This window comes from Marinobacter shunpengi, from assembly GCF_045449695.1.
Classification (GTDB): Bacteria; Pseudomonadota; Gammaproteobacteria; order Pseudomonadales; family Oleiphilaceae; genus Marinobacter.
In genome coordinates this window covers 185,090-209,295 of sequence record NZ_JBJJKZ010000002.1, presented here as the reverse complement: position 1 = coordinate 209,295, position 24,206 = coordinate 185,090, and the positions used below count along the sequence as shown (strand labels likewise).

The 24,206-nt window shown below is 60.7% G+C and carries 18 protein-coding genes; 2 read left to right on the top strand and 16 right to left on the bottom strand.

The annotated features are described in order from the left end of the window. Positions 1-27: 27 nt before the first annotated feature. The 4 genes from ribBA to glyA all read right to left on the bottom strand — a co-directional run bounded on the left by ribBA (position 28) and on the right by glyA (position 4,192). Positions 28-1,146: a bifunctional 3,4-dihydroxy-2-butanone-4-phosphate synthase/GTP cyclohydrolase II gene (gene ribBA, locus ACJO2E_RS01335; RefSeq protein ID WP_406961133.1), complete on the bottom strand. Its 1,119-nt coding sequence runs from the start codon at positions 1,144-1,146 to the stop codon at positions 28-30. Between the two features lie 68 nt (positions 1,147-1,214). Further along, a complete protein-coding gene (gene ribD / locus ACJO2E_RS01330; RefSeq protein ID WP_406961131.1) occupies positions 1,215-2,360 on the bottom strand; it encodes a bifunctional diaminohydroxyphosphoribosylaminopyrimidine deaminase/5-amino-6-(5-phosphoribosylamino)uracil reductase RibD in 1,146 nt (381 codons plus the stop codon). Next, positions 2,357-2,869: a transcriptional regulator NrdR gene (gene nrdR / locus ACJO2E_RS01325; protein ID WP_406961129.1), complete on the bottom strand. Its 513-nt coding sequence runs from the start codon at positions 2,867-2,869 to the stop codon at positions 2,357-2,359. Before nrdR ends, ribD begins: the two co-directional genes overlap by 4 nt. Before the next feature lie 66 nt (positions 2,870-2,935). Next, on the bottom strand, positions 2,936-4,192 hold the full coding sequence (glyA, locus tag ACJO2E_RS01320; RefSeq protein ID WP_406961127.1) for a serine hydroxymethyltransferase: 1,257 nt from the start codon (positions 4,190-4,192) through the stop codon (positions 2,936-2,938). 286 nt (positions 4,193-4,478) lie between these two features. On the opposite strand from glyA, the gene ettA reads away from it, so the two are divergent. Further along, on the top strand, positions 4,479-6,140 hold the full coding sequence (ettA, locus tag ACJO2E_RS01315) for an energy-dependent translational throttle protein EttA (protein ID WP_406961213.1): 1,662 nt from the start codon (positions 4,479-4,481) through the stop codon (positions 6,138-6,140). Positions 6,141-6,210: 70 nt separating this feature from the next. Further along, positions 6,211-7,587 (top strand): DNA repair protein RadA, encoded by a 1,377-nt coding sequence (gene radA / locus ACJO2E_RS01310; RefSeq protein WP_406961125.1) that lies wholly within the window; start codon positions 6,211-6,213, stop codon positions 7,585-7,587. Positions 7,588-7,772: 185 nt separating this feature from the next. Here the strand turns inward: radA and ACJO2E_RS01305 are convergent, their stop codons facing one another. The 12 genes from ACJO2E_RS01305 to ACJO2E_RS01250 all read right to left on the bottom strand — a co-directional run bounded on the left by ACJO2E_RS01305 (position 7,773) and on the right by ACJO2E_RS01250 (position 24,156). Continuing rightward, positions 7,773-8,147: a PilZ domain-containing protein gene (locus tag ACJO2E_RS01305; protein WP_406961123.1), complete on the bottom strand. Its 375-nt coding sequence runs from the start codon at positions 8,145-8,147 to the stop codon at positions 7,773-7,775. 263 nt (positions 8,148-8,410) lie between these two features. Continuing rightward, positions 8,411-9,475: a uroporphyrinogen decarboxylase gene (gene hemE / locus ACJO2E_RS01300; RefSeq protein ID WP_406961121.1), complete on the bottom strand. Its 1,065-nt coding sequence runs from the start codon at positions 9,473-9,475 to the stop codon at positions 8,411-8,413. Between the two features lie 156 nt (positions 9,476-9,631). Beyond that, positions 9,632-11,050, bottom strand: coding sequence for a glutamate synthase small subunit GltD family protein (locus ACJO2E_RS01295; RefSeq protein ID WP_406961119.1), 1,419 nt, complete (start codon positions 11,048-11,050; stop codon positions 9,632-9,634). Positions 11,051-11,136: 86 nt separating this feature from the next. Continuing rightward, positions 11,137-15,588 (bottom strand): glutamate synthase large subunit, encoded by a 4,452-nt coding sequence (gltB, locus tag ACJO2E_RS01290; protein ID WP_406961117.1) that lies wholly within the window; start codon positions 15,586-15,588, stop codon positions 11,137-11,139. Between the two features lie 244 nt (positions 15,589-15,832). Next, positions 15,833-17,461 (bottom strand): AAA family ATPase, encoded by a 1,629-nt coding sequence (locus ACJO2E_RS01285; protein ID WP_406961115.1) that lies wholly within the window; start codon positions 17,459-17,461, stop codon positions 15,833-15,835. A 29-nt stretch (positions 17,462-17,490) separates the two neighbouring features. Further along, positions 17,491-18,579: a 3-dehydroquinate synthase gene (aroB, locus tag ACJO2E_RS01280; RefSeq protein ID WP_406961113.1), complete on the bottom strand. Its 1,089-nt coding sequence runs from the start codon at positions 18,577-18,579 to the stop codon at positions 17,491-17,493. Further along, a complete protein-coding gene (gene aroK / locus ACJO2E_RS01275) occupies positions 18,572-19,138 on the bottom strand; it encodes a shikimate kinase AroK (RefSeq protein WP_406961111.1) in 567 nt (188 codons plus the stop codon). Before aroK ends, aroB begins: the two co-directional genes overlap by 8 nt. A 93-nt stretch (positions 19,139-19,231) precedes the next feature. After that, on the bottom strand, positions 19,232-21,301 hold the full coding sequence (locus ACJO2E_RS01270) for a type IV pilus secretin PilQ (protein WP_406961109.1): 2,070 nt from the start codon (positions 21,299-21,301) through the stop codon (positions 19,232-19,234). 68 nt (positions 21,302-21,369) lie between these two features. After that, on the bottom strand, positions 21,370-21,915 hold the full coding sequence (locus ACJO2E_RS01265) for a pilus assembly protein PilP (protein WP_406961107.1): 546 nt from the start codon (positions 21,913-21,915) through the stop codon (positions 21,370-21,372). Between the two features lie 2 nt (positions 21,916-21,917). Continuing rightward, positions 21,918-22,529 carry a type IV pilus inner membrane component PilO gene (locus ACJO2E_RS01260; RefSeq protein WP_406961105.1) on the bottom strand — a complete coding sequence of 204 codons (612 nt, stop codon included), beginning with the start codon at positions 22,527-22,529 and terminating at the stop codon, positions 21,918-21,920. After that, on the bottom strand, positions 22,526-23,092 hold the full coding sequence (locus tag ACJO2E_RS01255) for a PilN domain-containing protein (protein ID WP_406961103.1): 567 nt from the start codon (positions 23,090-23,092) through the stop codon (positions 22,526-22,528). The genes ACJO2E_RS01260 and ACJO2E_RS01255 overlap by 4 nt, the downstream gene beginning before the upstream one ends. Then, the gene (locus tag ACJO2E_RS01250) at positions 23,092-24,156 is read right to left on the bottom strand and encodes a pilus assembly protein PilM (RefSeq protein WP_406961101.1); all 1,065 of its coding nucleotides are present in this window, start codon (positions 24,154-24,156) and stop codon (positions 23,092-23,094) included. Before ACJO2E_RS01250 ends, ACJO2E_RS01255 begins: the two co-directional genes overlap by 1 nt. Positions 24,157-24,206 lie beyond the last annotated feature (50 nt).

Sequence of the window (24,206 nt, the reverse complement as noted above, 5' to 3'; positions counted from 1 at the left end):
ATCCGTTGAGTTCGTTAACCGGCGGTCTCAACTACCGGTATAGGGTACATATTCCACCACTTCCAGATCGAAACCGGAAATCGCGGAGAACTTGATCGGCGCGCTGAGCAGTCGCATCTGGCCGACACCGCAATCCCGCAGGATCTGGGAGCCGGTACCGACGGTGAAGTAGACACCGGAGCTGCCACCCTTGCCCGCCTTCGCCGGCCCTTCCCCGAAGAACTCGTGGATCCGGTCCTCCAGGTTGTAGCTGTCCTCGGCACTGTTCAACAGCACCACAACGCCCTTGCCATCTTCCGCGACCTTTTCCAGCGCATGGTGCAACGGCCAGCTATGGGAGCCCTTGCGGCGGGCACCGAGGAGGTCACGGAGGGTGTCGGTGACATGCACCCGCACCAGGGTCGGGGAACTCGCCTGGACATCCCCCATCACCAGGGCAAGGTGCGTGCCCCCCTGGATATTGTCCCGATAGGTACGCAAGTTGAACACACCGTACTCGGTGTCCAGGTCGTACTGCTCGACACACTCGATGGTACGCTCGTTCAGGGTGCGGTAGTGAATAAGGTCAGCGATGGTACCGATCTTCAGGCCATGCTGTTCGGCGAACTGCTCCAGATCCTCACGACGGGCCATGGAGCCGTCGTCGTTCATGATCTCGCAGATTACACCCGCCGGCTCACAGCCCGCCAGGGAGGCCAGATCACAGGAGGCTTCGGTATGGCCGGCCCGGCTGAGCACACCGCCCGGGTCCGACATCAGCGGGAAGATATGCCCCGGCTGCACCAGGTCGGCCGCCTTGGCGTTGCGAGCCACCGCAGCCTGCACGGTGCGTGCCCGATCCGCTGCGGAAATACCGGTGGTGACGCCTTCCGCCGCCTCGATGGAATGGGTGAACTTGGTGCCGAACCCGGAATGGTTACTCTGCACCATCAGCGACAGGCCCAGCTGCTCACAACGCCCCTGCGTCATGGGCATGCAGATCAGGCCTCGCCCAAAGCGGGCCATGAAGTTGATGGACTCCGCCGTGCAGTGTTCAGCGGCCATGACCAGATCGCCCTCGTTCTCGCGATCCTCGTCGTCCATGAGAATCACCATCTTGCCCTGACGGATGTCTTCGATGATCTCTTCAACGGTGTTCAATGCCATAATATTCCACACTCTCCCGGCCAGCTCAGGGCCGCCGTGGTATTAATGCAATGGGTCGCCAGGCTGAATCAGCGACCCGCAGATAGGTTGGGCGCCTGCACCCTGGGTGTCAGAATCACCCGCGTGTCCACCCCAAACTGGCGCCGGTCGGTGACCAGCCACTCGATTTTTTCACACATGTCGCTGAACGGAAGCCGGGCCGTTGGCCGGCCCTCGCTGCCCAGGAATACGGGAGCCTGATAGAGCCACAGCTCGTCCACCAGCCCCTCGACGATAAAACCACCCGCCAGGGTAGGCCCTGCCTCCACCAGCAACTCGTTGACGCCAAGCTCACCCAGTTTGTCCAGTAACTGACCCAGGTTAACGCCGCTGTCCTGCCAGCCAATGCCGTTAAGGGTCACCCCCAAGGCGGACAAGTCCTGGGCCGCCGCCGTCGACAGTGCCTCGGAGGAACAGAACAGGTGAACGTCCCCCCCCTGCAGTATCTTTGCCGTGGCCGGCGTCCGGGCATCCCGGTCGGCAATCAGCCGCAGGGGCTGACGGGACGGCTCGGTGGCGTCACCGATATCCCCCAGTTCATTCCGCCTGACAGTCAGGGACGGATCGTCCACCAGCACCGTGTTCACACCGGTCAGGATGGCATCGCTCATGGCCCGCAGGCGTTGCACGTCACTGCGGGACTCCGGCCCGGTAATCCACTTGCTCTCACCGGAGGCCATCGCCGTGCGACCATCCAGGCTGGCGGCAATCTTGATGCGCACCCAGGGCCGCCCGGTCTTCATCCGCTTCAGGAAGCCGGGGTTGAGCTGCGCGGCTTCCGCCCTGAGCACCCCTTCCTTCACACGAATCCCGGCGTCTCGCAGTTGTTGCAGGCCACGGCCGGACACGCTGGGATTGGGGTCCTCACTGGCGACCACCACTCGTGCTACACCGGCGTCAATCAGGGCCCGGGAACAGGGCGGCGTACGGCCGAAGTGACTGCAGGGTTCCAGAGTGACGTATGCCGTGGCACCCCTGGCGTCAGCGCCGGCCTGGCTGAGGGCGCGAACCTCGGCGTGGGCCTCGCCGGCCCGTTCATGCCAGCCCTCCCCCAGCACCAGGTCGCCCCGGGCAATGACACACCCCACCCGGGGATTGGGGTGGGTGGAATAACGCCCACGCCAGGCCAACTGGATGGCGCGGGCCATCATGGCGATATCCTGGGAACTGGTCATGACGTGCCTTTGGTTGAATCCCGGTCCGCCAGCACCCGGGCCACATCCGCCGGGTCGGCACCGTCCGACAGTCGTTCGATTTCCTCCTTGAACTCGTTGATATCCTGGAAGCTGCGGTAGACCGAGGCAAACCGCACATAGGCCACCTTGTCCAACTGGCGCAGTTCGGTCATGACTTCCTCGCCCAGGGTCATGGACTTGACCTCCCGCTCGCCAGTGGCCCGGAGGCGATACTTGATACGATTCAGGGCCGCATCAATCTGTTCGATGCTCACCGGGCGCTTCTCCAGGGCTTTCATCAGCCCTGCTCGCAGCTTCTCCTCGTCAAAGGGCTGCCGGGTGCCATCCTGCTTCACCACCCGGGGCATGACCAGTTCGGCGCTCTCGAAAGTGGTGAAACGCTCGTGGCAGGACAGGCACTCCCTGCGGCGACGCACCTGATCGCCCTCGGCCACCAGCCGGGAGTCGATCACCTTGGTATCGGCTTCACCACAGAACGGACAGTGCATAGTCGGATGCTCCGGTAGAACAGACTGCCCCGCTACCGGGGCAATCGGTCGGTTAGTGGCCTGGCCTCAGCCGGCATAGACCGGGAAACGCGCGCACAGGGCTTCCACCTGTTCGCGCACCCGGTTGATGACGCTCTCGTTCTCGAGATCATCCAGGATGTCACACATCCAGCCGGCCAACTCACGGCACTCGGACTCACCGAAACCACGGGTGGTCACGGCCGGGGTGCCGATGCGCAGACCGGAGGTGACAAAGGGAGAACGTGGGTCGTTGGGTACCGCATTCTTGTTCACGGTGATGTGGGCGCGACCCAGGGCGGCGTCCGCATCTTTCCCTGTGATGTCCTGCTTGATCAGGCTCAGCAGGAACAGGTGGTTTTTGGTGCCACCGGAGACCACATCGAAGCCACGCTCGATGAAGACCTCGGCCATGGCGACAGCATTCTTGACCACCTGCTGCTGATACGCCTTGAACTCGTCGCTCATAGCTTCCTTGAAACACAAGGCCTTGGCGGCGATCACATGCATCAACGGACCACCCTGGCCACCAGGAAATACCGAGGAGTTCAGTTTCTTCTGCAGGCCCTCGTCATCACAGGCCAGGATCAAACCGCCTCGGGGCCCCCGCAGGGTCTTGTGGGTAGTGGTGGCAACCACATGGGCATGGGGCACCGGGTCCGGATAGACACCGGCCGCCACCAGACCGGCGACGTGGGCCATATCCACGAACAGGTAGGCACCCACCTTGTCGGCGATCTCACGGAAACGGGCGAAATCCAGCTCCTGGGAATAGGCAGAGAAGCCGGCGATGATCATCTTCGGCTTGTGCTCAATGGCCATCGCCTCAACCTCATCGTAGTCGATGAGACCGGTATCATTGTCGATACCATACTGGACGGCGTTGTAGATCTTGCCGGAGAAGTTGACGGTAGCGCCATGAGTCAGGTGACCGCCATGGGCCAGGCTCATGCCCAGCACGGTGTCGCCCGGCTTGAGCAGGGCCATGAAGACAGCGGCGTTGGCCTGGGAGCCGGAGTGGGGCTGCACATTGGCATAGGCAGCGCCAAACAGTTCCTTGGCGCGGTCGATGGCCAGTTCCTCGGCAATATCCACGAACTCACAGCCACCGTAGTAACGCTTGCCCGGATAGCCTTCGGCGTACTTGTTGGTCAGCACACTGCCCTGGGCTTCCATCACCCGCGGGCTGGTGTAGTTTTCCGACGCGATCAACTCGATGTGCGCCTCCTGGCGCTTCTCTTCCGCCTGCATGGCGTTCCAGAGTTCATCATCGAAACCGGCAATTTTCATATCACGATTGAACATGGATGTGCTGCCCCTGTCTGTATGGCTGGCCCGGACAAGACCCGAAGGCTCCGGAACCCCTGGAAAATTGGGCCGCTATTCTATCTCGAAAGCGGGTAAAAAATCATCCTTTATACCGTGCGGGGATACCGACACACCGCCGGTTACATTGCTATCCCCGGGCGGTTTAGATACCTTAGCCGGTCAATACTTGATTGCTTCAGCTGAAGGAGTCACGGCCCTTTGCCGGACACTTTCCGTGCCTTCAGCGATGAATTTCCTGATCCAGAAGAAGGACTCTGCCAACATGGCCCAATACGTCTACACCATGAACCGCGTGGGCAAGGTGGTTCCGCCCAAGCGCGAGATCCTCAAAGACATTTCCCTGAGTTTCTTCCCCGGCGCCAAGATCGGCGTCCTCGGCCTCAACGGGGCCGGTAAGTCCACCCTGCTCCGCATTATGGCCGGAGTGGACCAGGATTACATCGGCGAAGCCCGCCCCCAGCCTGGCATCAACGTGGGCTACCTGCCCCAGGAACCGGAACTGGACGACGCCAAGACAGTGAAAGAGATCGTCGACGAAGCCGTCTCCGGCGTTCACGATGCCCTGGCGGCGCTGGACCAGGTGTATGCGGACTACGCCGAGCCCGATGCGGACTTCGATGCCCTGGCGAAGCGTCAGGGTGAGCTGGAAGCGTATATCCAGGCCACCGACGGCCATGACATTGAACGCAAGATGGAAGTGGCCGCCGACGCCCTGCGCCTGCCGCCATGGGACCAGAATGTCGCCAACCTCTCCGGGGGTGAGCGTCGCCGGGTCGCCCTGTGCCGCCTGCTGCTGTCCAGCCCGGACATGCTGTTGCTGGACGAGCCCACCAACCACCTGGACGCGGAATCCGTGGCCTGGCTGGAACGCTTCCTCCACGACTACAGCGGCACCGTGGTGGCCATCACCCACGACCGTTACTTCCTGGATAACGTCGCCGGCTGGATCCTGGAACTGGACCGGGGCCACGGCATCCCCTTCGAGGGCAACTACAGTCAATGGCTGGAGAACAAGGAAAAACGCCTGGAAATGGAAGCCAAGCAGGAAGCTTCCCACCAGAAAGCCGTCAAGCAGGAACTGGAGTGGGTGCGCAGTAACGCCAAGGGCCGCCAGTCCAAGAGCAAGGCCCGCCTGGCCCGCTTCGAGGAAATGAGCTCCCAGGAATTCCAGAAGCGCAACGAGACCAACGAACTCTATATCCCACCCGGCCCGCGCCTGGGCGACAAGGTGATCGAGGTGGACGGCATCAGCAAGTCCTTCGATGATCGCCTGCTATACGAAGACGTGTCATTTCGCGTACCGCCGGGAGCGATAGTCGGCATCATCGGTGGCAACGGGGCGGGTAAGTCCACCCTGTTCAAGATGATCGCCGGCTACGACAAGCCGGATTCCGGCGAGATCGTGGTGGGTGAAACCGTGGAACTGGCCTACGTGGACCAGATGCGCGACCTGGATGGCAGCAAGACCGTCTGGGAAGAGCTGTCCGATGGCAACGACATCATCAAGATCGGCAACTACGAGACACCTTCCCGCGCCTACGTGGGCCGCTTCAACTTCAAGGGCAGCGACCAGCAGAAGCGGGTTGGCGACCTGTCCGGCGGCGAACGCAACCGCCTGCACCTGGCCAAGCTGCTCAAGCAGGGCGGCAACGTGCTGTTGCTGGATGAGCCCACCAACGACCTGGACGTGGAAACCCTCCGCGCCCTGGAGGAAGCCCTGCTCAACTTCCCGGGCTCCGCCCTGGTGATCTCCCACGACCGCTGGTTCCTGGACCGGGTGGCCACCCACATCCTGGCGTTCGAGGACGACGGCGAGGTGGTCTACTTCGAGGGCAACTTCAGCGAGTACGACGAGGATCACAAGAAGCGCAAGGGTGATTCCGCCATGGTGCCCCAGCGGATGAAGTACAAGAAGCTGGCGTAAGGCTGTCCGGGCCGGCTCCGCATGGACCCGGCCCTTTTTGTCTCTTCCCTTCCGATAGAATCCAAGACCTATGGCCAAAGCAAAAACCGCTTTTGTCTGCACCGAATGCGGCGCCGACTACTCCAAATGGCAGGGCCAATGCACTGCCTGCCAGGCCTGGAACACCATCAGCGAGGTTCGCGGTGTCGGTGGCGGCAATAGGGGTGCCCGCGGCGCCCGCTTTGAGGGTTTTGCCGGCAGCCTGTCCGCCGTACAGAGCCTGGATGAGGTCAGCCTGGCTGAGCAGCCTCGCATCAGCACGGGGATGCAGGAATTCGACCGGGTCCTGGGCGGGGGGCTGGTGGAAGGCTCTGCGGTCCTGATGGGCGGCCATCCCGGCGCGGGCAAGAGTACCCTGCTGCTACAGGCAGTGTGCCACCTGGCAGAGAAGACACCGGCGCTCTATGTCACCGGCGAGGAATCCCTGCAACAAGTCGCCATGCGGGCCAAGCGTCTGGGCGTGCCCACCAAGGATCTCAAGATGCTGTCGGAAACCAGTGTCGAACGACTCATGCAGGTGGCAGAAGCGGAGAAACCAAAGATCCTGGTGGTGGACAGTATCCAGGTGATGCACGTAGCGGACATCGAATCCGCCCCTGGCTCCGTGTCCCAGGTACGGGAAAGCGCCGCCTATCTGACCCGCTTTGCCAAGCAGACCGGCACCATCCTGTTCCTGGTGGGCCATGTCACCAAGGACGGCAGCCTGGCCGGCCCCAAGGTGCTGGAGCATATGATCGACTGCTCGATCCTGCTGGAAGGCTCCAGCGACAGCCGTTACCGCACGCTACGGGGCATCAAGAACCGCTTCGGCGCGGTTAACGAGCTGGGCGTCTTTGCCATGCTGGAACAGGGCCTGAAGGAAGTGAAAAACCCCAGCGCCATTTTCCTCAACCGGGGCGAGGACGCTGCCCCGGGCAGTGTGGTAATGGTGGTCTGGGAAGGTACCCGCCCCATGCTGGTGGAGATACAGGCCCTGGTGGACATGGCACAGGGCAGCTATCCACGTCGCGTGGCCGTCGGCCTGGACCAGAACCGACTGGCCATGTTGTTGGCCGTCTTACATCGCCATGGCGGTATGCATGTGGCGGATCAGGATGTGTTCGTCAACGTGGTCGGCGGCGTCAAGGTGGCGGAGACCAGTGCCGACCTGGCCCTGCTGGCGGCCATTGTGTCGTCCTTCCGCGACCGCGCCCTGCCCCAGGATCTGGTCATCTTCGGAGAAGTCGGCCTGTCCGGCGAGATCCGCCCCGTCCCCTCAGGCCAGGAACGGATTTACGAGGCGGCCAAGCACGGCTTTACCCGCGCGCTGGTGCCCAAGGCCAACGCGCCGAGGAAGGCCATTGAGGGGATGAAGGTGATTCCGGTGACCAAATTGAGTGATGCTTTGACGGCGCTTGAGGAGCTTTGAAGAATCAGATCGGACGCTGGTTACGTAGCCTGCGAATATTGAGTCTGGCCGCCAGGTCGGTGCCTCTTTCCCGGACACGCCGTGAATACATCCCTGTAGGCTCTTCGAAAACGTCCATGTTTTCGAAGGTCCGGGAAAGAGGCACCAACCTGTCAGCATCATACTTTGCAGTTATCGCCGAGTGGCTACTCAATGAGATGGGAAAGCTCGCGCTCCAGAAGCTCAGCGTCCCCAAGGTTCAATTCCACCAGCCGTTTTAGATGGGACGCGCTTTCCAGGTCGATATATTCAATCTTGAACCCCAACCGGTCCGGTTCCAGGTGACGCAGGGTCACAGCCATGACGATGGCACTTTCATGGTCGTTCAGATGGATAGTCAACTCGCAGGGCTCACCCTCGGACGCGGCCCAGCCGGCGGGGCGACTGACTAAAGCGCCTTTCAGGGAAATATCCAGCACTTCAGCCGTTTGCATATCGTCCTGCCAGTAAATCTCGCAGGGCGCATCAAACTGGATTCGCTGAAAACGACGTTTTTCGGGGGTGTTATCGTCCAATTCCATTCTCCCACGTCCATTTTCTTGCCTTTTCCCTGACTATAGACCTGTCTATCCCCGGGTTCCACTAGTCATTTGCCCCTGAGTCAATCGCATGAATGGCATTACGGATGGGAGTTATATGGGAAGTCAGTAAAGGGAGCAGGTTGAGAACCTTTTCCCGGACCGTCGAGCCCTACAGGGATGTACTTGTGGGGCGTGTCCGGGAAAAGGTTATCGACCTGATCCCGACCGGCACCCAACTATCAGTCCTACATATATCCACAAGTCTAGCGGTGATACTCCCCACTCAATTCGACAACCGCCTCAATAAACGCCCCCGCATGCTCCGGATCCACATCCGGCGTAATCCCGTGTCCCAGATTGAAGATATGACCGGTGCCGGACCCATAACGCTTCAGGATATCCGCCACCTCCTCACGGATGCGCTCCTTGGGCGCATACAGCATAGCCGGATCCATATTGCCCTGCAGGGCCACCTGATCCCCGACCCGGGCCCGGGCACGGCCAATATCCGTGGTCCAGTCCAGCCCCAGGGCATCCGCGCCAGACTCCGCCATGGACTCCAGCCACTGGCCGCCATTCTTGGTGAAGATAATCAATGGCACCCGGCGACCATCGTTCTCACGAATCAGGCCATCCGCAATCTTCTTCATATAGGCCAGGGAGAACTCCTGATAGGCCCAGCTACTCAGCACCCCTCCCCAGGTATCGAAAATCTGCACCGCCTGGGCACCGGCCCGAATCTGACCATTGAGGTAGTCGATCACCGAGTCCGCCAGATGATCCAGCAGACGGTGCATCACCTCCGGCTGGCCGTACATCAGCTTCTTGGCCTCCCGGAAATCCTTGGAGGAACCGCCCTCGATCATGTAAGTGGCCAGGGTCCAGGGGCTTCCGGAGAACCCGATCAACGGTACACTGCCGTTGAGGGCGCCACGGATGGTCGACACCGCATTCATCACATAATCCAGATCCACCTCGGCTTTGAGGGACGGCAACGCCGCCACATCCGCCTCCGAACGAATCACGTTCCGGAACTTGGGGCCCTCCCCGGTCTCGAAGTACAGCCCCAGCCCCATCGCATCGGGAATGGTCAGGATATCCGAGAACAGGATCGCCGCATCCAGGGGGAAACGCTCCAGTGGCTGCAGGGTTACCTCGCAGGCCAGGGGCGTATTCTTGCAGAGGCTCAGGAAATCACCGGCCTGCGCACGAGTGGCCCGGTATTCCGGCAGGTAACGGCCCGCCTGGCGCATCATCCAGACCGGGGTGCGATCGACAGGCTGACGCATAAGGGCGCGGAGGAAACGGTCGTTCTTCAGTTCGCTCATAATGATTCCTGATTGGGCAAGTGTCTGGCCGGGTAAGCGATCCCGTAAGCTGGATAATGTTCAAGCAGGCGGCAATGATAACGTGTTTGCCACAATAAAAAAGGGCGGCCCGTTGAACGGTGCCGCCCTCTTGATACGAATCAGATGACGATTCGATCAGACATCCAGGTAGTCGAGGATACCCTCGGCGGCCTCCCGGCCTTCCCAGATCGCGGTCACCACCAGATCGGAGCCTCGCACCATATCACCACCGGCAAAGATCTTGGGGTTAGTGGTCTGGAAGGCGAACTCCGCTTCTTCAGGCGCGCTTACACGGCCGGAGTCATCGGTGTTCACTTTCAGCTCGTCAAACCAGTCCGCGGGGCTGGGACGGAAACCAAAGGCGACCAGCACCGCATCGGCCGGAATGACTTCCTCACTGCCCGGAACCACTTCAGGGCGACGGCGGCCATTTTCGTCCGGCTCACCAAGCTTGGTCTGTACCACCTTGACACCTTCAACCCGGTCTTCGCCGATGATGGCGATGGGCTGACGGTTAAAGAGGAACTTCACACCCTCTTCCTTGGCATTCGCCACCTCACGGCGGGAACCCGGCATGTTCTCCTCATCCCGGCGGTAGGCACAGGTGACGCTGGCCGCCTGCTGACGGATGGAGGTGCGGTTGCAGTCCATGGCGGTGTCACCACCACCGAGCACCACAACACGCTTGCCCTTCATGTCGATGAACTCGCCCGGATCGCTCTCGAATCCGAGACGACGATTCACATTGGATACCAGGAACGGCAGTGCGTCATGGACGCCATCCAGCTCCTCACCGGGGAAACCGCCCTTCATGTAGGTGTAGGTACCCATGCCCATGAAAACGGCATCATAGTCATTGATGATGTCCTGCAACTGGACGTCCTTACCCACCTCGGTCTCCAGGCGGAACTCCACGCCCATCTCCTCGAATACCTGGCGCCGGCGGGTCATGACGGTCTTCTCCAGCTTGAACTCGGGGATACCGAAGGTCAGCAGGCCGCCAATTTCCGGATACCGGTCGAATACCACCGGCTTGACGCCATTGCGCACCAGAATATCCGCGCAGCCCAGGCCCGCAGGCCCAGCGCCAATGACCGCCACCTTCTTGTCGGTCCATTTGACACCGGACATGTCCGGCTTCCAGCCCAGGGCAAAGGCGGTATCGGTGATGTACTTCTCCACCGAGCCAATAGTCACAGCCCCGTAGCCATCATTCAAGGTACAGGCACCTTCGCAGAGACGATCCTGGGGGCACACACGACCACAGACTTCCGGCAGGGAGTTGGTCTGGTGGCACAGCTCCACGGCCCGCATGATATTGCCTTCGGAGACCAGCTTCAGCCAGTTGGGAATGTAGTTGTGAACCGGGCACTTCCACTCGCAATAGGGATTGCCGCACTCCAGGCACCGGTGCGCCTGACTGCTGGCATCCACCGGCTCGAACTGGTAGTAGATCTCGCCGAAGTTCTTGCGACGTTTGCTGGCGGGCACCTTCTTCGGGTCGATACGGCCTACCTGCACAAACTGGAAATCGTTGTTCAGTCGTTCTTTCATCGTGACGCTCTCATCATCGTGATCTCGACGGGCTCGCCCCTGCCCGGCAGGGGCGGCCACTGACTACGGTCATTCGGACGGACCTCTTACTCCGGTCGCGCCCGGGTGCTGGCCAGCAGGCTCTTGAGGCTGGCGGCCTTGGGCTTCACCAGCCAGAAACGGCCAACGTAGTCGTCGAAATTTTCAAGGATATGGCGGGCCCACTCACTGCCGGTTTCATCCACATGCTCGGTGATCACGCCGCGCAGGTGATTCCGGTAGGGCTCCATGTCCTCGCTGGATATCCGCTGGATCTCCACCAGTTCATGGTTGTACTTGTCCACGAAGGTGTTGTCCTGGTCCAGCACATAGGCAAAACCGCCCGTCATGCCGGCCCCGAAGTTGTACCCGGTACTGCCGAGTACGGCCACCAGGCCGCCGGTCATGTATTCACAACAGTGATCACCGGCCCCCTCAACCACGGCGTGGGCCCCGGAGTTGCGGACGCCAAAGCGCTCACCGGCGGTTCCGGCGGCGAACAGCTTGCCGCCGGTGGCACCGTACAGGCAGGTGTTGCCGACGATGGCGGTCTCCTGGGACTTGAAGGTGCTTGCCCGGGGCGGGCGGACCACCAGCTTGCCGCCGGTCATGCCTTTGCCCACGTAGTCATTGGCATCCCCTTCCAGATGCATGTGCAGGCCACCCACGTTCCAGACACCAAAGCTCTGGCCAGCGGTACCGGTCAGGTTGAGTACGATGGGGCTGTCCATCATGCCCTGGTTACCGTGGACCTGGGCAATCTCGCCGGACAGGCGGGCACCAATGGAGCGGTCACAGTTGGTCACCGTGAACTCCCAGGTGCCGCCTTTTTTGTTCGCGATGGCGTCGGCGGTTTCCGACACCATACGCTCTGCCAGGGCCCCTTCGTCAAACGGGTGGTTGCGCTCCACCTGGCAGGTCTGGGGCTTGTTCGCCGGAATATGGTCGTTCTGCAGCAGGTGGCTCAGATCCAGCCGCTTCTGACGCTCGGTGTCGCCGGGCAGGCGCTCCAGAAGGTCGACGCGACCCACCAGTTCCTCCAGGTTGCGAACACCCAGTTTCGCCATCCATTCCCGGGTTTCCTCCGCCACGAAGCGGAAGAAGTTCATGGCCATCTCCACCGTGCCCTTGAAGTGCTCTTCCCGCAGGTGATCGTCCTGGGTGGCCACGCCGGTGGCGCAATTGTTCAGGTGGCAGATCCGCAGGTACTTACAGCCCAGGGCGACCATCGGCGTGGTACCGAAGCCGAAGCTCTCGGCCCCCAGGATGGCGGCCTTGACCACATCCAGGCCGGTCTTGATGCCACCATCGGTCTGCAGGCGGATCTTGCCCCGCAGGTCGTTGGCCCGCAGGGCCTGCTGGGTCTCGCTCAGGCCAAGCTCCCAGGGGGAACCGGCGTAGCGGATGGAGGTCAGCGGGCTGGCGGCGGTGCCACCGTCATAGCCTGACACGGTGATCAGGTCGGCGTAGGCCTTGGCGACACCGGCGGCAATGGTGCCAACACCCGGCTCGGACACCAGCTTCACGGATACCAGCGCCTTCGGATTGACCTGCTTGAGATCAAAGATCAGCTGCGCCAGGTCCTCGATGGAGTAGATGTCATGGTGCGGCGGCGGTGAAATCAGGGTGACACCGGGCACCGAGTAGCGTAGGCGCGCGATCAGGGCATTGACTTTGCCCCCCGGCAACTGGCCGCCCTCGCCGGGCTTGGCGCCCTGTGCCACCTTGATCTGCATGACATCGGCGCTACGCAGGTACTCTGCGGTGACACCAAAGCGACCGGAGGCCACCTGCTTGATCTTGGAACGTTTCTCGGTGCCATAGCGGGCCGGATCTTCGCCCCCCTCACCGGAGTTGGAACGACCTCCGAGGGTGTTCATGGCAACCGCCAGGGCTTCGTGGGCCTCCGGCGACAGGGCGCCGAGGGACATGGCCGCCGAGTCAAAGCGCGGGAAGATGTTCTCCACCGGCTCCACCTCGGTGATGTCCACCGGGTCGATGTCGTTTCGGAAGGCCAGCAGGTCACGGAGGGTGGACACCGGACGGCTGTTCACCAGGCCAGCGTATTCCTGGTATTGCCCGTAGTCGCCACTGGTGACCGCATCCTGCAGGGTGCTTACCACATCCGGGTTGAAGGCATGGTATTCCTGACCATGGACATACTTGAGCAGACCGCCCTGGGTGATGGACTTGCGACGCTTCCAGGCCGTGGCCGCCAGTTGCTCCTGGTCCTGCTGGAAATCAAAGAAGGTCGCCCCCTGGATACGGCTGGGCACGCCCCTAAAGCACAGGTCTACCACATCATCGGCAACACCCACCGCCTCAAACAGCTGGGCACCCCGGTAGGAGGTAATGGTGGAGATCCCCATCTTGGACAGGATCTTCAGCAGCCCCTTGTTGATGCCCTTGCGGTAGTTGTTCTTGGCGTCGATGGGGTCCATCAGCATCTCGCCGGTACGGATCAGGTCGTTGATGACCTGGTAGGCGAGGTACGGATAGACCGCAGTGGCGCCAAAGCCGAACAGCACCGCGAAATGGTGCGGATCACGGGCCCAGCCGGTTTCCACGATGATATTTGAGTCGCAACGCAGCCCCTTATCCACCAGGTAATGGTGGACAGCGCCGGTGGCCATCAGGCTGTTGACGGGCAGTTCACCTTCCTTGAGGTCCTTGTCCGACAGGATCAACAGCACCTTGCCGTCAAGGACGGCCTTTTCGGCAGCCTCGCAAATGTCACGAACGCCGTTTTCAAGCCCCCGCTCCGGTGTGTAGCTCAGACGGATCTTGGCGACTTCGAAGCCCGGGCGGTCATTGCCCTCGATGCGCAGGAACTTGGCCGGCGACAGCACGGGCGTGGTCAGGATAATCCGGTTGGCGTGGCCGGCGGTCTCCTCGAAAACGTTCTGTTCGGCACCAAGGCAGGTCTCCAGGGACATGACCACCGCCTCACGCAGTGGGTCGATGGCCGGGTTGGTGACCTGGGCGAACTTCTGGCGGAAATAATCGGCAACGTGGCGAACCTTGCTGGACAGTACCGCCATGGGAGTGTCGTCACCCATGGAACCGACGGCCTCCTGACCATTTTCCGCCAGTGGACGCAACACCTGGTCACGCTCTTCATAGGTGACCATGTACATCTTCTGATGCACCTGGAGTTCGTCATTGTCCATCAGCCTGAATTCCGGCGTGGCGGTATTCAGGGTGGACTCCACCCGCAGGCCGTTTTCACGCAGCCATTTCTTGTAGGGCTGGGCACTCTTCAGGCGCTGGTCGATATCCCGGGTGTGCAGCACCTCGCCGCTCTCGGTGTCCACCGCCAGCATCTGGCCCGGGCCGACACGGCCCTTGGCCACGACATCTTCGGGCTTGTAGCTGTATGTGCCGATCTCGGACGCCAGGGTGATGAAGTCGTCCTTGGTGATCACCCAGCGCGCCGGACGCAGACCATTACGGTCCAGCATACAGACGGCATGGCGGCCATCGGACAGCACCAGCCCCGCAGGGCCATCCCAGGGCTCCATGTGCATGGAGTTGTATTCGTAGAACGCCCGCAGTTCCGAATCCATTGTGTCCACGTTCTGCCACGCCGGCGGGATCATCATCCGCGCTGCCCGGAACAGGTCCACACCGCCAGCCAGCAACACTTCCAGCATATTGTCCATGCTGGACGAGTCGGAGCCGGTGAGGTTCACCAGGGGCTGCAGGGTCTGCAGGTCAGGCAGATCGGGGGCTTCGAACTTGGCGGCACGGGCCAGCGCCCAGTTACGGTTACCGGAGATGGTGTTGATCTCACCGTTATGGGCCAGGTAACGGAACGGCTGGGCCAGTGGCCACTTGGGCATGGTATTGGTGGAGAAGCGCTGGTGGAACACACAGATCGCCGTCTCCAGATCCGGATCACCAAGATCCGGATAGAACCGGGTCAGGTCCGCCGGCATCATCAGACCCTTATAGGACAGGGTCTTGTGGGACAGGCTGCAGATGTAGAACTCCTCATCCTCCGCCATGTCACGTTCGGCCAGACGACGGCCGACAAACAGGTCGATGGCAAACTGCCGCTCGTTCTGCTCCTTACCCGGCACCACGAATACCTGTTCGATCCACGGCAGGCAGTCCTGGGCCATGGGACCCAGGCAGGACGGATCTGTGGGTACCTTACGCCAGCCCAGGATTTCCAGGCCACGGGCGGTCAACCGCTGTTCAATGGCCTTACGACCGGCCTCAGCCCTGGCCTCTTCCGGACTGAGAAAGATCTGGCCCACCGCAAAGAGATTGCCGGGCTGTTTGCCAAAGGCGGCCTGTGCCGCCTTGCGAAGGAAACCATCGGGGCTCTGGATGAGAAGGCCACATCCATCACCGGTCTTGCCGTCTGCTGCGATGCCACCACGGTGGGTCATGCAGGTCAGCGACTCGATGGCAGTTTGCAACAACTTGTGGCTGGCCTCGCCCTTCATGTGCGCGATCAGACCAAAGCCGCAGTTGTCCCTGAATTCATCGGGATGATACAAACCTGTCATCATAAGCGTTCTCTCGCATAAAATGCTTTTCTGTCAGCGATTTAGGTTCTCATTCGACCTACCCTTTCGCTGACACTGAAAAAAAGGGCTGGCTATTTTACACTCGTGGAAATACCTATACAAACAAATATAGTGCCAACCTCGCGCCCTCTACGGGAAATTCACGAGGTAAGTCAGACAGCTACCGCTGGCGCACCATTAACCACCCTGTATTTCACGTCATAAAAAAAGGCGCTCGCGGCGCCTTTCAGATCTCTTCCCGTACCCTGATCCAGGGCTGCTGGGAGCGTATCGATGACGGCAGATCCGCGATGGAAGCGCGCGCTGCCTCCCGACTGTCGAACTGGCCGAGATAGACAACAAACCAGTTTCGCCCGTTTCTCTGACTTCGAGTGTAACGCAGCCCCGGAAGTTCCGGATACCGGCGAATGAATGTCATGGCCGTCTGCTCTTCGTAACCCGCCACCAGTTGGGCGGTATAGCCCGTTGTGGCATGAACCTCTTCCCTGGGCACAAACCGTTCCGGCATGGACGCTACAAAAGGCTGAACCTGTTCGGCACTGGGCTCTGGCTCTGGCTCTGGCTCTGGCTCTGGCTCTGGCTCTGGCTCTGGCTCTGGCTCTGGCTCTGGCTCTGGCTCTGGCTCTGGCTCTGGCTCTGGCTCTGGCTCTGGCTCTGGCTCTGGCTCTGGCTCTGGCTCTGGCTCTGGCTCTGGCTCTGGCTCTGGCTCTGGCTCTGGCTCTGGCTCTGGCTCTGGCTCTGGAGCAGGCAAGGTTTCCGGGGCACTTTCGTCAAGTGTATCAGGCACTGTAGCCGGATCTGCGGCTGTCGCAACCGACGGTGCGGAATCGCCCCCATCGGTCGCCTGCGGTACTGTCGCGTTACGATCATTACCACTGGCGTTTTCCGGCCCCACGGTCACGATAGCGCGGGTCGGTTCAGGTTTTGGCTCGTTACCGGACATGTCGACATCAACCGCCTCATCGTACCGGTTGGCCATAAACCACCAGGACCCTACCAGCAACACAAGCGCCAGGGCCACCCAGCGCCCGGCCCCGGCAAGACGTCCAAGTCCCGAACCCGGGCCCCGACGCGGCATCGAGGCGATATCCAGCCAGACCCCATGGGCCACACGCTGCAACCGACCGGGACTCCCCTGCGACAGGGCCGTCAACTGCTCCAGCCGGTGTGCCGACAGCAGTTCCGATGGCTTGCCTCCCGCCTTTACAATCCTCGGTTCCAGATACTGGCGGATATCGTCCCGCTCAAACCAGGGCAGGCCGATGCTGTGGACGCTGGCCGCCAGTCCCTCGTTGTCGTCCAGTCCGATTTGCTCCCGCAGCGCGCCGGAACCGGCCAACACCGGAACGGCGGCAAGCGACCGATCTGCTCCCCGGAAAGCATCCAGCAGGGCACGCAATACTCCCGGAGACGCCTGGTCAGCGTCATCCAGCAGTAACACCTGACGCCGACCCTTGCAGGTTGCTTCCTCCGACAGGGTGAAGAACCCCGCCAGGGCCTCCCGGGCAGACTCGTCGTCTGGTGGACGACGGCCAATACTCCGGTACAGGTCCCGGACCAGGGACTCAAGGGAATCCAGCTTGCCCGCATGGAGCCGGAAAAACTCCAGGCGCCCCCCTTCACTGCGTACCAGCTCACCCAGGAGCCGGGTCTTGCCCGCCCCCCTGGCTCCGGTAAGCAGCAGGGCCAGGTCCCCGAAGCCGCAAAGGTGCCTCAGGGTCTCCAGGGCGTGCTGCCGCTGGGCTCCGGCATAGAAAGGCACCTCCATGGCCAGCGGATCTTCCCGCAATCCGTACCGCTCCTGCAGCCTGGGGAACAGGCCACCGGCTTCCAGCCCGGTCAGTCCTTCGCTCATGGGTGTACTCGCCTCCTATACCCGATGATTCAATGGCAGAAAGCGGAGAAAGTATCGGTCAGGGCCTCGAAGGAAAAATCATCGACCACTTCCGCCTCACCCAGGCTGCGCAGGAGTATCAGGCGCAGGCGGCCGTCGACATTCTTCTTGTCCACCGCCATCAGATCCATGAAATGGTCCGCGGTCATCCCCCCGGGAATCCCGGTGGGCAGTCCGGCAGAGGCGACAATGGCTTCCACCCGACGCCTGTCGCTGTCGGAAATGCTGCCCAGCCGGGCCGAGAGGTCCGCCGCCATCACCATGCCGGCACCCACCGCTTCCCCGTGAAGCCAGTTGCCGTACCCGGCATGGGTTTCGATGGCATGACCAAAGGTATGACCAAGGTTCAGTATGGCCCGCAAACCGCCTTCCCGCTCATCCTGTGCCACCACATCCGCCTTGCACTCGCATGACCGGTAGATGGCTTCGGTCAGCGCCTCGGCATCCAGGCCCATGAGCTCAGGCATGGCGCCCTCAAGCCAGTTCAGGAAGCCGGGCTCCCGAATCAGGCCATACTTGATCACTTCGGCCAGACCCGCGGAGATCTCCCGGGGCGGCAGCGTTTTCAGGGTATCGGTGTCCACCAGCACACACTTTGGCTGATGGAAGGCCCCGACCATATTCTTGCCCAGCGGATGGTTGATTCCGGTTTTTCCACCCACCGAGGAGTCCACCTGGGCGAGCAGCGTCGTCGGCACCTGGATGAAATCCACGCCCCGCTGGTAGCAGGCCGCCGCAAAACCCGCCATATCACCGACAACGCCGCCGCCCAGGGCCACTACCGTGGTCTTGCGGGAATGCCGCTTCTCCAGCAAGGCATCAAAGATCAGGTTGAGCGTCTCCCAGTTCTTGTGGGCCTCACCATCCGGCAGGATTACTTCATCCACCTGGCAGCCCGGGAAACTGTTACGGGCCTGCTCCAGATACAGGGGCGCGACGGTGGCGTTGGTCACGATCATCACCGTGCTTCCGGCCACATAGGGCGTCAGGTCCTGCTGCCCCAGCAGCCCTTTACCGATAACAATGGGGTAGCTTCGGTCACCCAGTTCCACCCGAAGTTCCCGGGACGATTCAGGCATGGTTCCTGTCCTCTTTCCTGACCTTGCGCCGTTGACGCGGTGTCCTTGGATTCAGTCGATTGATAATCTGCCGCACCACCAGCCTGGGACTCTTGCCGTCCGTCAACATGACAATATCGGCCAGATGGGAGTATATCGGGTCCCGTAGCTCAAACAGCTTCCTGAGCACGGCCTCGGGGTCATCGTTCTGCAGCAGCGGGCGGTTACGGTCCTTACGCGTGCGTTCAAACTGTTGCTCGAGAGACGCCTTGAGGTAGACGACAACCGCATCCCGCTTGAGCCATTGGTGGTTGTCCTCTTTCATCACGGCACCACCACCAGTGGCCAGTACCGATGCACCGGTGTCGGACAGTTCCTTTAATATGGCCGTCTCCCGCTGACGAAACCCCGCCTCCCCTTCCACATCAAATATCCAGGGAATATCAGCCCCGCACCGCTCTTCAATCACGCGGTCCGAGTCCAGGAAGTGATACCCGAGCTCCCGGGCCAGTTGGCGACCGATCGTGCTTTTGCCCGCTCCCATGGGGCCGACCAGCACGATTCGTCTTGGTAACGGCATTGCTTCAACTCCCGATTGAACAGGCCCGAGAGAATACCACAAACACAAAAAAGCCGCCGGTATGACCCGGCGGCTTTCCGGTGACGCAACCGTCTAGTCGATCAGGTTACCTTCCATGATCTTGGGTGTGATGAATATCAACAGTTCGCTGCGTTCATTGACATTCTCCGTCCGACGGAACAGGGCACCGACAAAGGGAATATCACCCAGCAACGGTGTCTTGGTCACGGTGGTAGCGACCTCAGACTGGAAGATGCCGCCAAGCACCACGGTTTCGCCGTTGCCGACCAGGACCTGCGTCGTTACCTCATTGGTATTGATACTCGGGATACCCGCCGTTTCCTGACCCCGGGAATCCTGGTTGACGCGAAGATCCATAATGATCTTGTTGTCCGGCGTAATCTGCGGCGTCACTTCCAGGGACAGGGCCGCTTCCTTGAAGGATACGGATGTCGCACCGCTGGAAGAGGCCTCCTGATATGGGATCTCTTCACCGGACTTGATCACGGCTGTCTGACGGTCCGCGGTAACCACTCGGGGCTGGGATACCAGCTCGGCCTTGCCGTCACTTTCCAGGGCTGAGATCTCCAGGTCCACCAGGAAGTTGTCGCCACCCAGACCAATGGCGAAGGACGAGGCGCCGGCATCGGTAACACCCAGATCAACCACCAGGGCATCCGGATAGACCACTTCCTGGTCGTTCCAGACACTTTCATTCCCTTCAAGGGAACCACTGCCGAACCAGGTGTTGTCACCATCGTCTTCAAGGAAACCACCACCCCAGCGGACCCCCAGGCTTTCAGCCACATTGGTCTGGGCACGAACGATACGGGCTTCGATGGACACCTGACGCACCGGAATATCCCAGGTGTTGATCAGGCGACGGATCTCTTCCAATTTTTCAGCAGTCTCTCGCACACTGATGGTGTTGGTACGGACATCCGAGGAGATAAAGCCGCGACCAGAAATCAGTTCCTCGTCCTCCTGAATGAGCCCAACAATGTCCCCGGCCTTTGCGTAGTTGACCTGGATGATCTCCAGACGAACCGGTGCCAGTTCGGCAATCTGCTTGTTGGTCTCCAGTTCCAGACGCTCGCGGGCAGCGATTTCTTCCGCTGGCGCCACCAGCAGCACGTTGCCAATCTGACGCTTGTCCAGGCCCTTGGTTTTCAGGATCAGCTCCAGGGCCTGGTCCCAAGGCACATTCTGCAGACGCAGGGTGATGCTGCCGGATACGGTATCACTCGCCACCAGGTTCAGGCCGGTAAAGTCGGCAATCAGCTGCAGCACCGAGCGTACTTCGATGTCCTGGAAGTTCAGGGACAGCTTGTCACCGGTGTAGGGGAACTTCTCTTCCTGACGACGCTCAGCCTCTTCCTCGGTCAGTTTTTCCACACTGACGGTGAAACGGGAACCTGACTGGTACGCCAGGTAGTCATAGGCACCCTGGGGGCGGATCTCGATAACCGCATCACCACCCTCAGTGAAAGTGTCCACCCGGGTGACCGGCGTGGCGAAGTCGGTGACGTCCAGACGACGACGCAGTTTGGTCGGCACTGTCGCACCATCCATGACCAGGCGGATTCGACCGCCCTGTTCATTGAGCGCAACCGGAACGCTGCTGTTCGACAGATCGATAATGACTCGACCTTCACCATCGGCTCCCCGACGGAAGTCCACGCCAGTAATGGCGTCGCCGGAAACCGGTTCAGATGCCGATGCACTGGCGCCGCCGGAGGAAGAGGGCATAGCCGAATCCGACGCCATCGAACCGGTAGCGCCACCCCCGTCACCGATGGTCACAATCAGCGTATTGCCGGATACTTCGGTCTCGTAGGGCGTAAGTTCCAACAGGTTAAAAATCAGGCGGGTACGGTCCTGGGTTTCAACCACCGTCATGCTCTGGGTATTGCCATCCCCGAGAGACATACTCCGGCTGTCCAGACCGCTGACGGTATCGTTGAGGTCAATGGCGATCCGGGCCGGACGCTCAATGGTATACCCCCTGGGTTCCGGTGGTGTCTCGTCAAAACTCAGCACCACCTCGGTGCGGTCGCCAGAGAGCGAGGAGAACTCCACGTCCTGAAGCGTTGCCGCATTGGCAAATCCGGCTGCCATCGCCAGAGTTGCCGCGCTCATCAATACCGTGAATTTTCTGAACATCGCTAGCCTCGACCCCAAAACTTGTGTTACTTGCCTGTTTCTTTGTGTATTCATCTTCGCGCCGCTCCCTAGCCTTCGTCTTCCAGCGACAGGGATCGGGGCCTCTCAACCCAGCCCCCCTGGCCGTTGGGCACGATTTCCAGCAACTCAACCCGGGTCTCGCTGATGCCGACAATGCGGCCATAGTTGGCCCCCATGTAGTTGCCGTTGCGAACCCGGTGAATGCCCCCATCTGCGTCCTCAATCAACGCAAACAGGTTGCCGTTTGCACTGGTCAATGTGCCGACCATTTCCAGCTCGGTGAGCCCGTAGTTCTCCAGGACTTCCTTGGGCCTGTCCAGGTCCGGCTCCACAGTGCTTTCCGGCGTGTCGTCCAGCATGGTCAGTTGGACATCCACCGGTGGCTCGAAGGGCGCCCGGCGATCCGCGGCCGAATAGGTAAAGGCCTCATAGGCCTGGAACTCCGGCAGGGGCTCCACATGGCCCCGCGGCTTGGCCCGGGTTTCTTCCATGTATCGATCAAGATCCGAAAAATCGCCTCCCTGGGTACATCCGGCAAGCAGGGTTGCCAGACAGACGCCCAGCCAGGCTTTCATTGCATGCTGTCTTGCCATGCTCACTCTCCAGCCCGGTAGCGGTAGGTTCTGGCGACAACCTGCATATCAAGCTGATCCGCGTTACCGCCTCGTGGTGAAATGGTGAAGTCGTGCAGCGTGACGATCCGGGGCAGACCCGCGATACTGCTCACGAAGGACGCCAGCTCGTGATAGGAACCACTGACCTGGATATTGATCGGCAGCTCAATATAGAAATCACGCTGCTTTTCGCTCTGAAGCTGAATTTCCTGCAGGGACAGACCACTGCCAAGGGCTGTGTTGGTAATATCCTCCAACAGCCCGGGAACTTCGGTATCACTGGGAAGCTGACGTACCAGAGCGCCGAAGGTTTCTTCCATTTCCGCCATCTGCTGCTTGAAGACCTCCAGGTTGGCCACCTGATAGGCCTTGCGCTCGTATTCCTGGCGCAGCTCCGCCTCCTTGCGCTCGACCTTCTCCAGTTGCGCATACTGGTCCTTGATAAAGAACCAGTAACCACCGCCGACAATCAGGCCGACGATGATCAGGACCACAATGAACTTGATGGGTGCGGGCCAGATGCCGGCGTTATTGATATCAAGATCATTGATATCAAAGTCGTTCATACTCTTGAGGGAGTCCGAAAGGCTCACTGCTCACTCTCCTCTTCCGGTTCTGGCGTAGTCTGGCTGACAAACAGATCGAAGGCACTATATCCGTCCCGACGACTGTCCGCTGCGGCAACGTTGCTCAGATTGGGGTTGGCAAACCACTCCGAGCGCTCGAAATTCCGCATCAGTGTCGCAATACGGCTGTTGGATTCAGCCATACCGATAATGGTCAGACGATCGTCATTCTTGCTCAGGTCGGTGTAAAAGAGACCTTCCGGCAAGGTGCGCACCAGCTCGTCAAACACCCGTACAATCACCGGACGCTTGCCCTGAAGATCCTGGATCACTTCCATCCGCGCCAGGAGCTCTTCACGCCGCTTGCGAAGCTCCTCTATCTCCTTGATCTGGCTGTCCAGTTTGCGGGAAGCCGCTTCAATGTAGTCATTGCGGGATTCCTGATAGGCAATCCGGTTATCCATGTCCGTCTTCCACAGGAAAGCCAGGCCGGCGGCCACAATGGCGGCCCCCAGCAACATGGTAACGAACTGTTTCTGTTTCTCCGCCCTGAGCTCCTCTCGCCAGGGCCTGAGGTTAATCTTGGCCATCAGTCAAAGCTCCTCATCGCCAGTCCGCAGGCAATCATCAGCGAGGGGGCGTCATTGGTCAGTGCCGACGCGTTCACCCGGGAGCCTACTGCCATGTCCGAGAAGGGGTTTGCCACAATCGTGGACGTCGCGGTCTTCTCCTCCACCATTTCGGCCAGCCCCTGTATGGATGCCGTGCCGCCGGCAAGGAGAACGTAATCCACCGCGTTGTACTGGCTGGCCCCGAAGAAGAACTGCAGGGCCCTTGCCACCTGCTGGACCACGGCTTCCCGGAAGGGCTCAAGCACTTCCGTCTCGTAGTCGTCGGGCAGGCCGCCCTGTTTCTTCGCCAGGCCGGCTTCCTCTACCGAAAGCCCGTAACGGCGCTGGATTTCCTCAGTCAGCTGCTTGCCCCCGAAAATCTGCTCACGGGTGTAAACCGTCTGGCCGCCGGCCAGTACACTGAGGGTGGTCATGGTGGCGCCGATATCCACGATGGCAACCACCAGCTCCTCACCATGGGAGTCCAGTTGGGGCTCAATCAGGGAGTAAGCCCGCTCCAGAGCATAGGCTTCCACATCAACGATCTTTGCCGTCAGGCCGGCAATATCCAGGGCATCCTCACGGATGTCGACGTTCTCCTTGCGGCACGCCGCCAATAGCACGTCGACCTGATCGGGATTGGACTCGGAAGGCCCCTGGACCTCAAAGTCAATGGCGACCTCATCCAGGGGATAGGGGATATACTGATCAGCCTCAAGGGCAATCTGGTCTTCCAGCTCGAACTCATTGAGCCCGGCATTCATCTGGATGACCTTGGTGATGACAGCCGACCCCGACACCGCAACCGCAGCCTGTTTGACTCCGGTACGGGCCTTGCTGACGACCCGCTTGATGGCGTCGCCCACCGCCTCGACATCGGTAATGTTCTTCTCAACGACAGCGTTTACGGGTAGCGGCTCGACAGCATGGCTCTCCACCTTGTAACGACTGCCCTGCTTTGATAGCTCCAGCAACTTGACCGAGCTGGAGCTGACGTCCACACCCAGTACGGTACTGGATTTTTTACCTGGTAATCCGAACACGCGCTCACCTTATACCTGGACAACCTTGCGCCTGGCATTGTGCCAGACTC

Coding starts and splice junctions, on each gene's coding strand:
- ACJO2E_RS01305 (WP_406961123.1), bottom strand. CDS start 8,147: ATGGAATTGGACGATAACACCCCCGAAAAACGTCGTTTTCAGCGAATC.
- glyA (WP_406961127.1), bottom strand. CDS start 4,192: ATGTTCAATCGTGATATGAAAATTGCCGGTTTCGATGATGAACTCTGG.
- gltB (WP_406961117.1), bottom strand. CDS start 15,588: ATGATGACAGGTTTGTATCATCCCGATGAATTCAGGGACAACTGCGGC.
- hemE (WP_406961121.1), bottom strand. CDS start 9,475: ATGAGCGAACTGAAGAACGACCGTTTCCTCCGCGCCCTTATGCGTCAG.
- aroB (WP_406961113.1), bottom strand. CDS start 18,579: ATGCCTGAATCGTCCCGGGAACTTCGGGTGGAACTGGGTGACCGAAGC.
- ACJO2E_RS01270 (WP_406961109.1), bottom strand. CDS start 21,301: ATGTTCAGAAAATTCACGGTATTGATGAGCGCGGCAACTCTGGCGATG.
- ACJO2E_RS01265 (WP_406961107.1), bottom strand. CDS start 21,915: ATGGCAAGACAGCATGCAATGAAAGCCTGGCTGGGCGTCTGTCTGGCA.
- ribD (WP_406961131.1), bottom strand. CDS start 2,360: ATGACCAGTTCCCAGGATATCGCCATGATGGCCCGCGCCATCCAGTTG.
- ribBA (WP_406961133.1), bottom strand. CDS start 1,146: ATGGCATTGAACACCGTTGAAGAGATCATCGAAGACATCCGTCAGGGC.
- aroK (WP_406961111.1), bottom strand. CDS start 19,138: ATGCCGTTACCAAGACGAATCGTGCTGGTCGGCCCCATGGGAGCGGGC.
- nrdR (WP_406961129.1), bottom strand. CDS start 2,869: ATGCACTGTCCGTTCTGTGGTGAAGCCGATACCAAGGTGATCGACTCC.
- ACJO2E_RS01295 (WP_406961119.1), bottom strand. CDS start 11,050: ATGAAAGAACGACTGAACAACGATTTCCAGTTTGTGCAGGTAGGCCGT.
- ACJO2E_RS01285 (WP_406961115.1), bottom strand. CDS start 17,461: ATGAGCGAAGGACTGACCGGGCTGGAAGCCGGTGGCCTGTTCCCCAGG.
- ettA (WP_406961213.1), top strand. CDS start 4,479: ATGGCCCAATACGTCTACACCATGAACCGCGTGGGCAAGGTGGTTCCG.
- radA (WP_406961125.1), top strand. CDS start 6,211: ATGGCCAAAGCAAAAACCGCTTTTGTCTGCACCGAATGCGGCGCCGAC.
- ACJO2E_RS01255 (WP_406961103.1), bottom strand. CDS start 23,092: ATGGCCAAGATTAACCTCAGGCCCTGGCGAGAGGAGCTCAGGGCGGAG.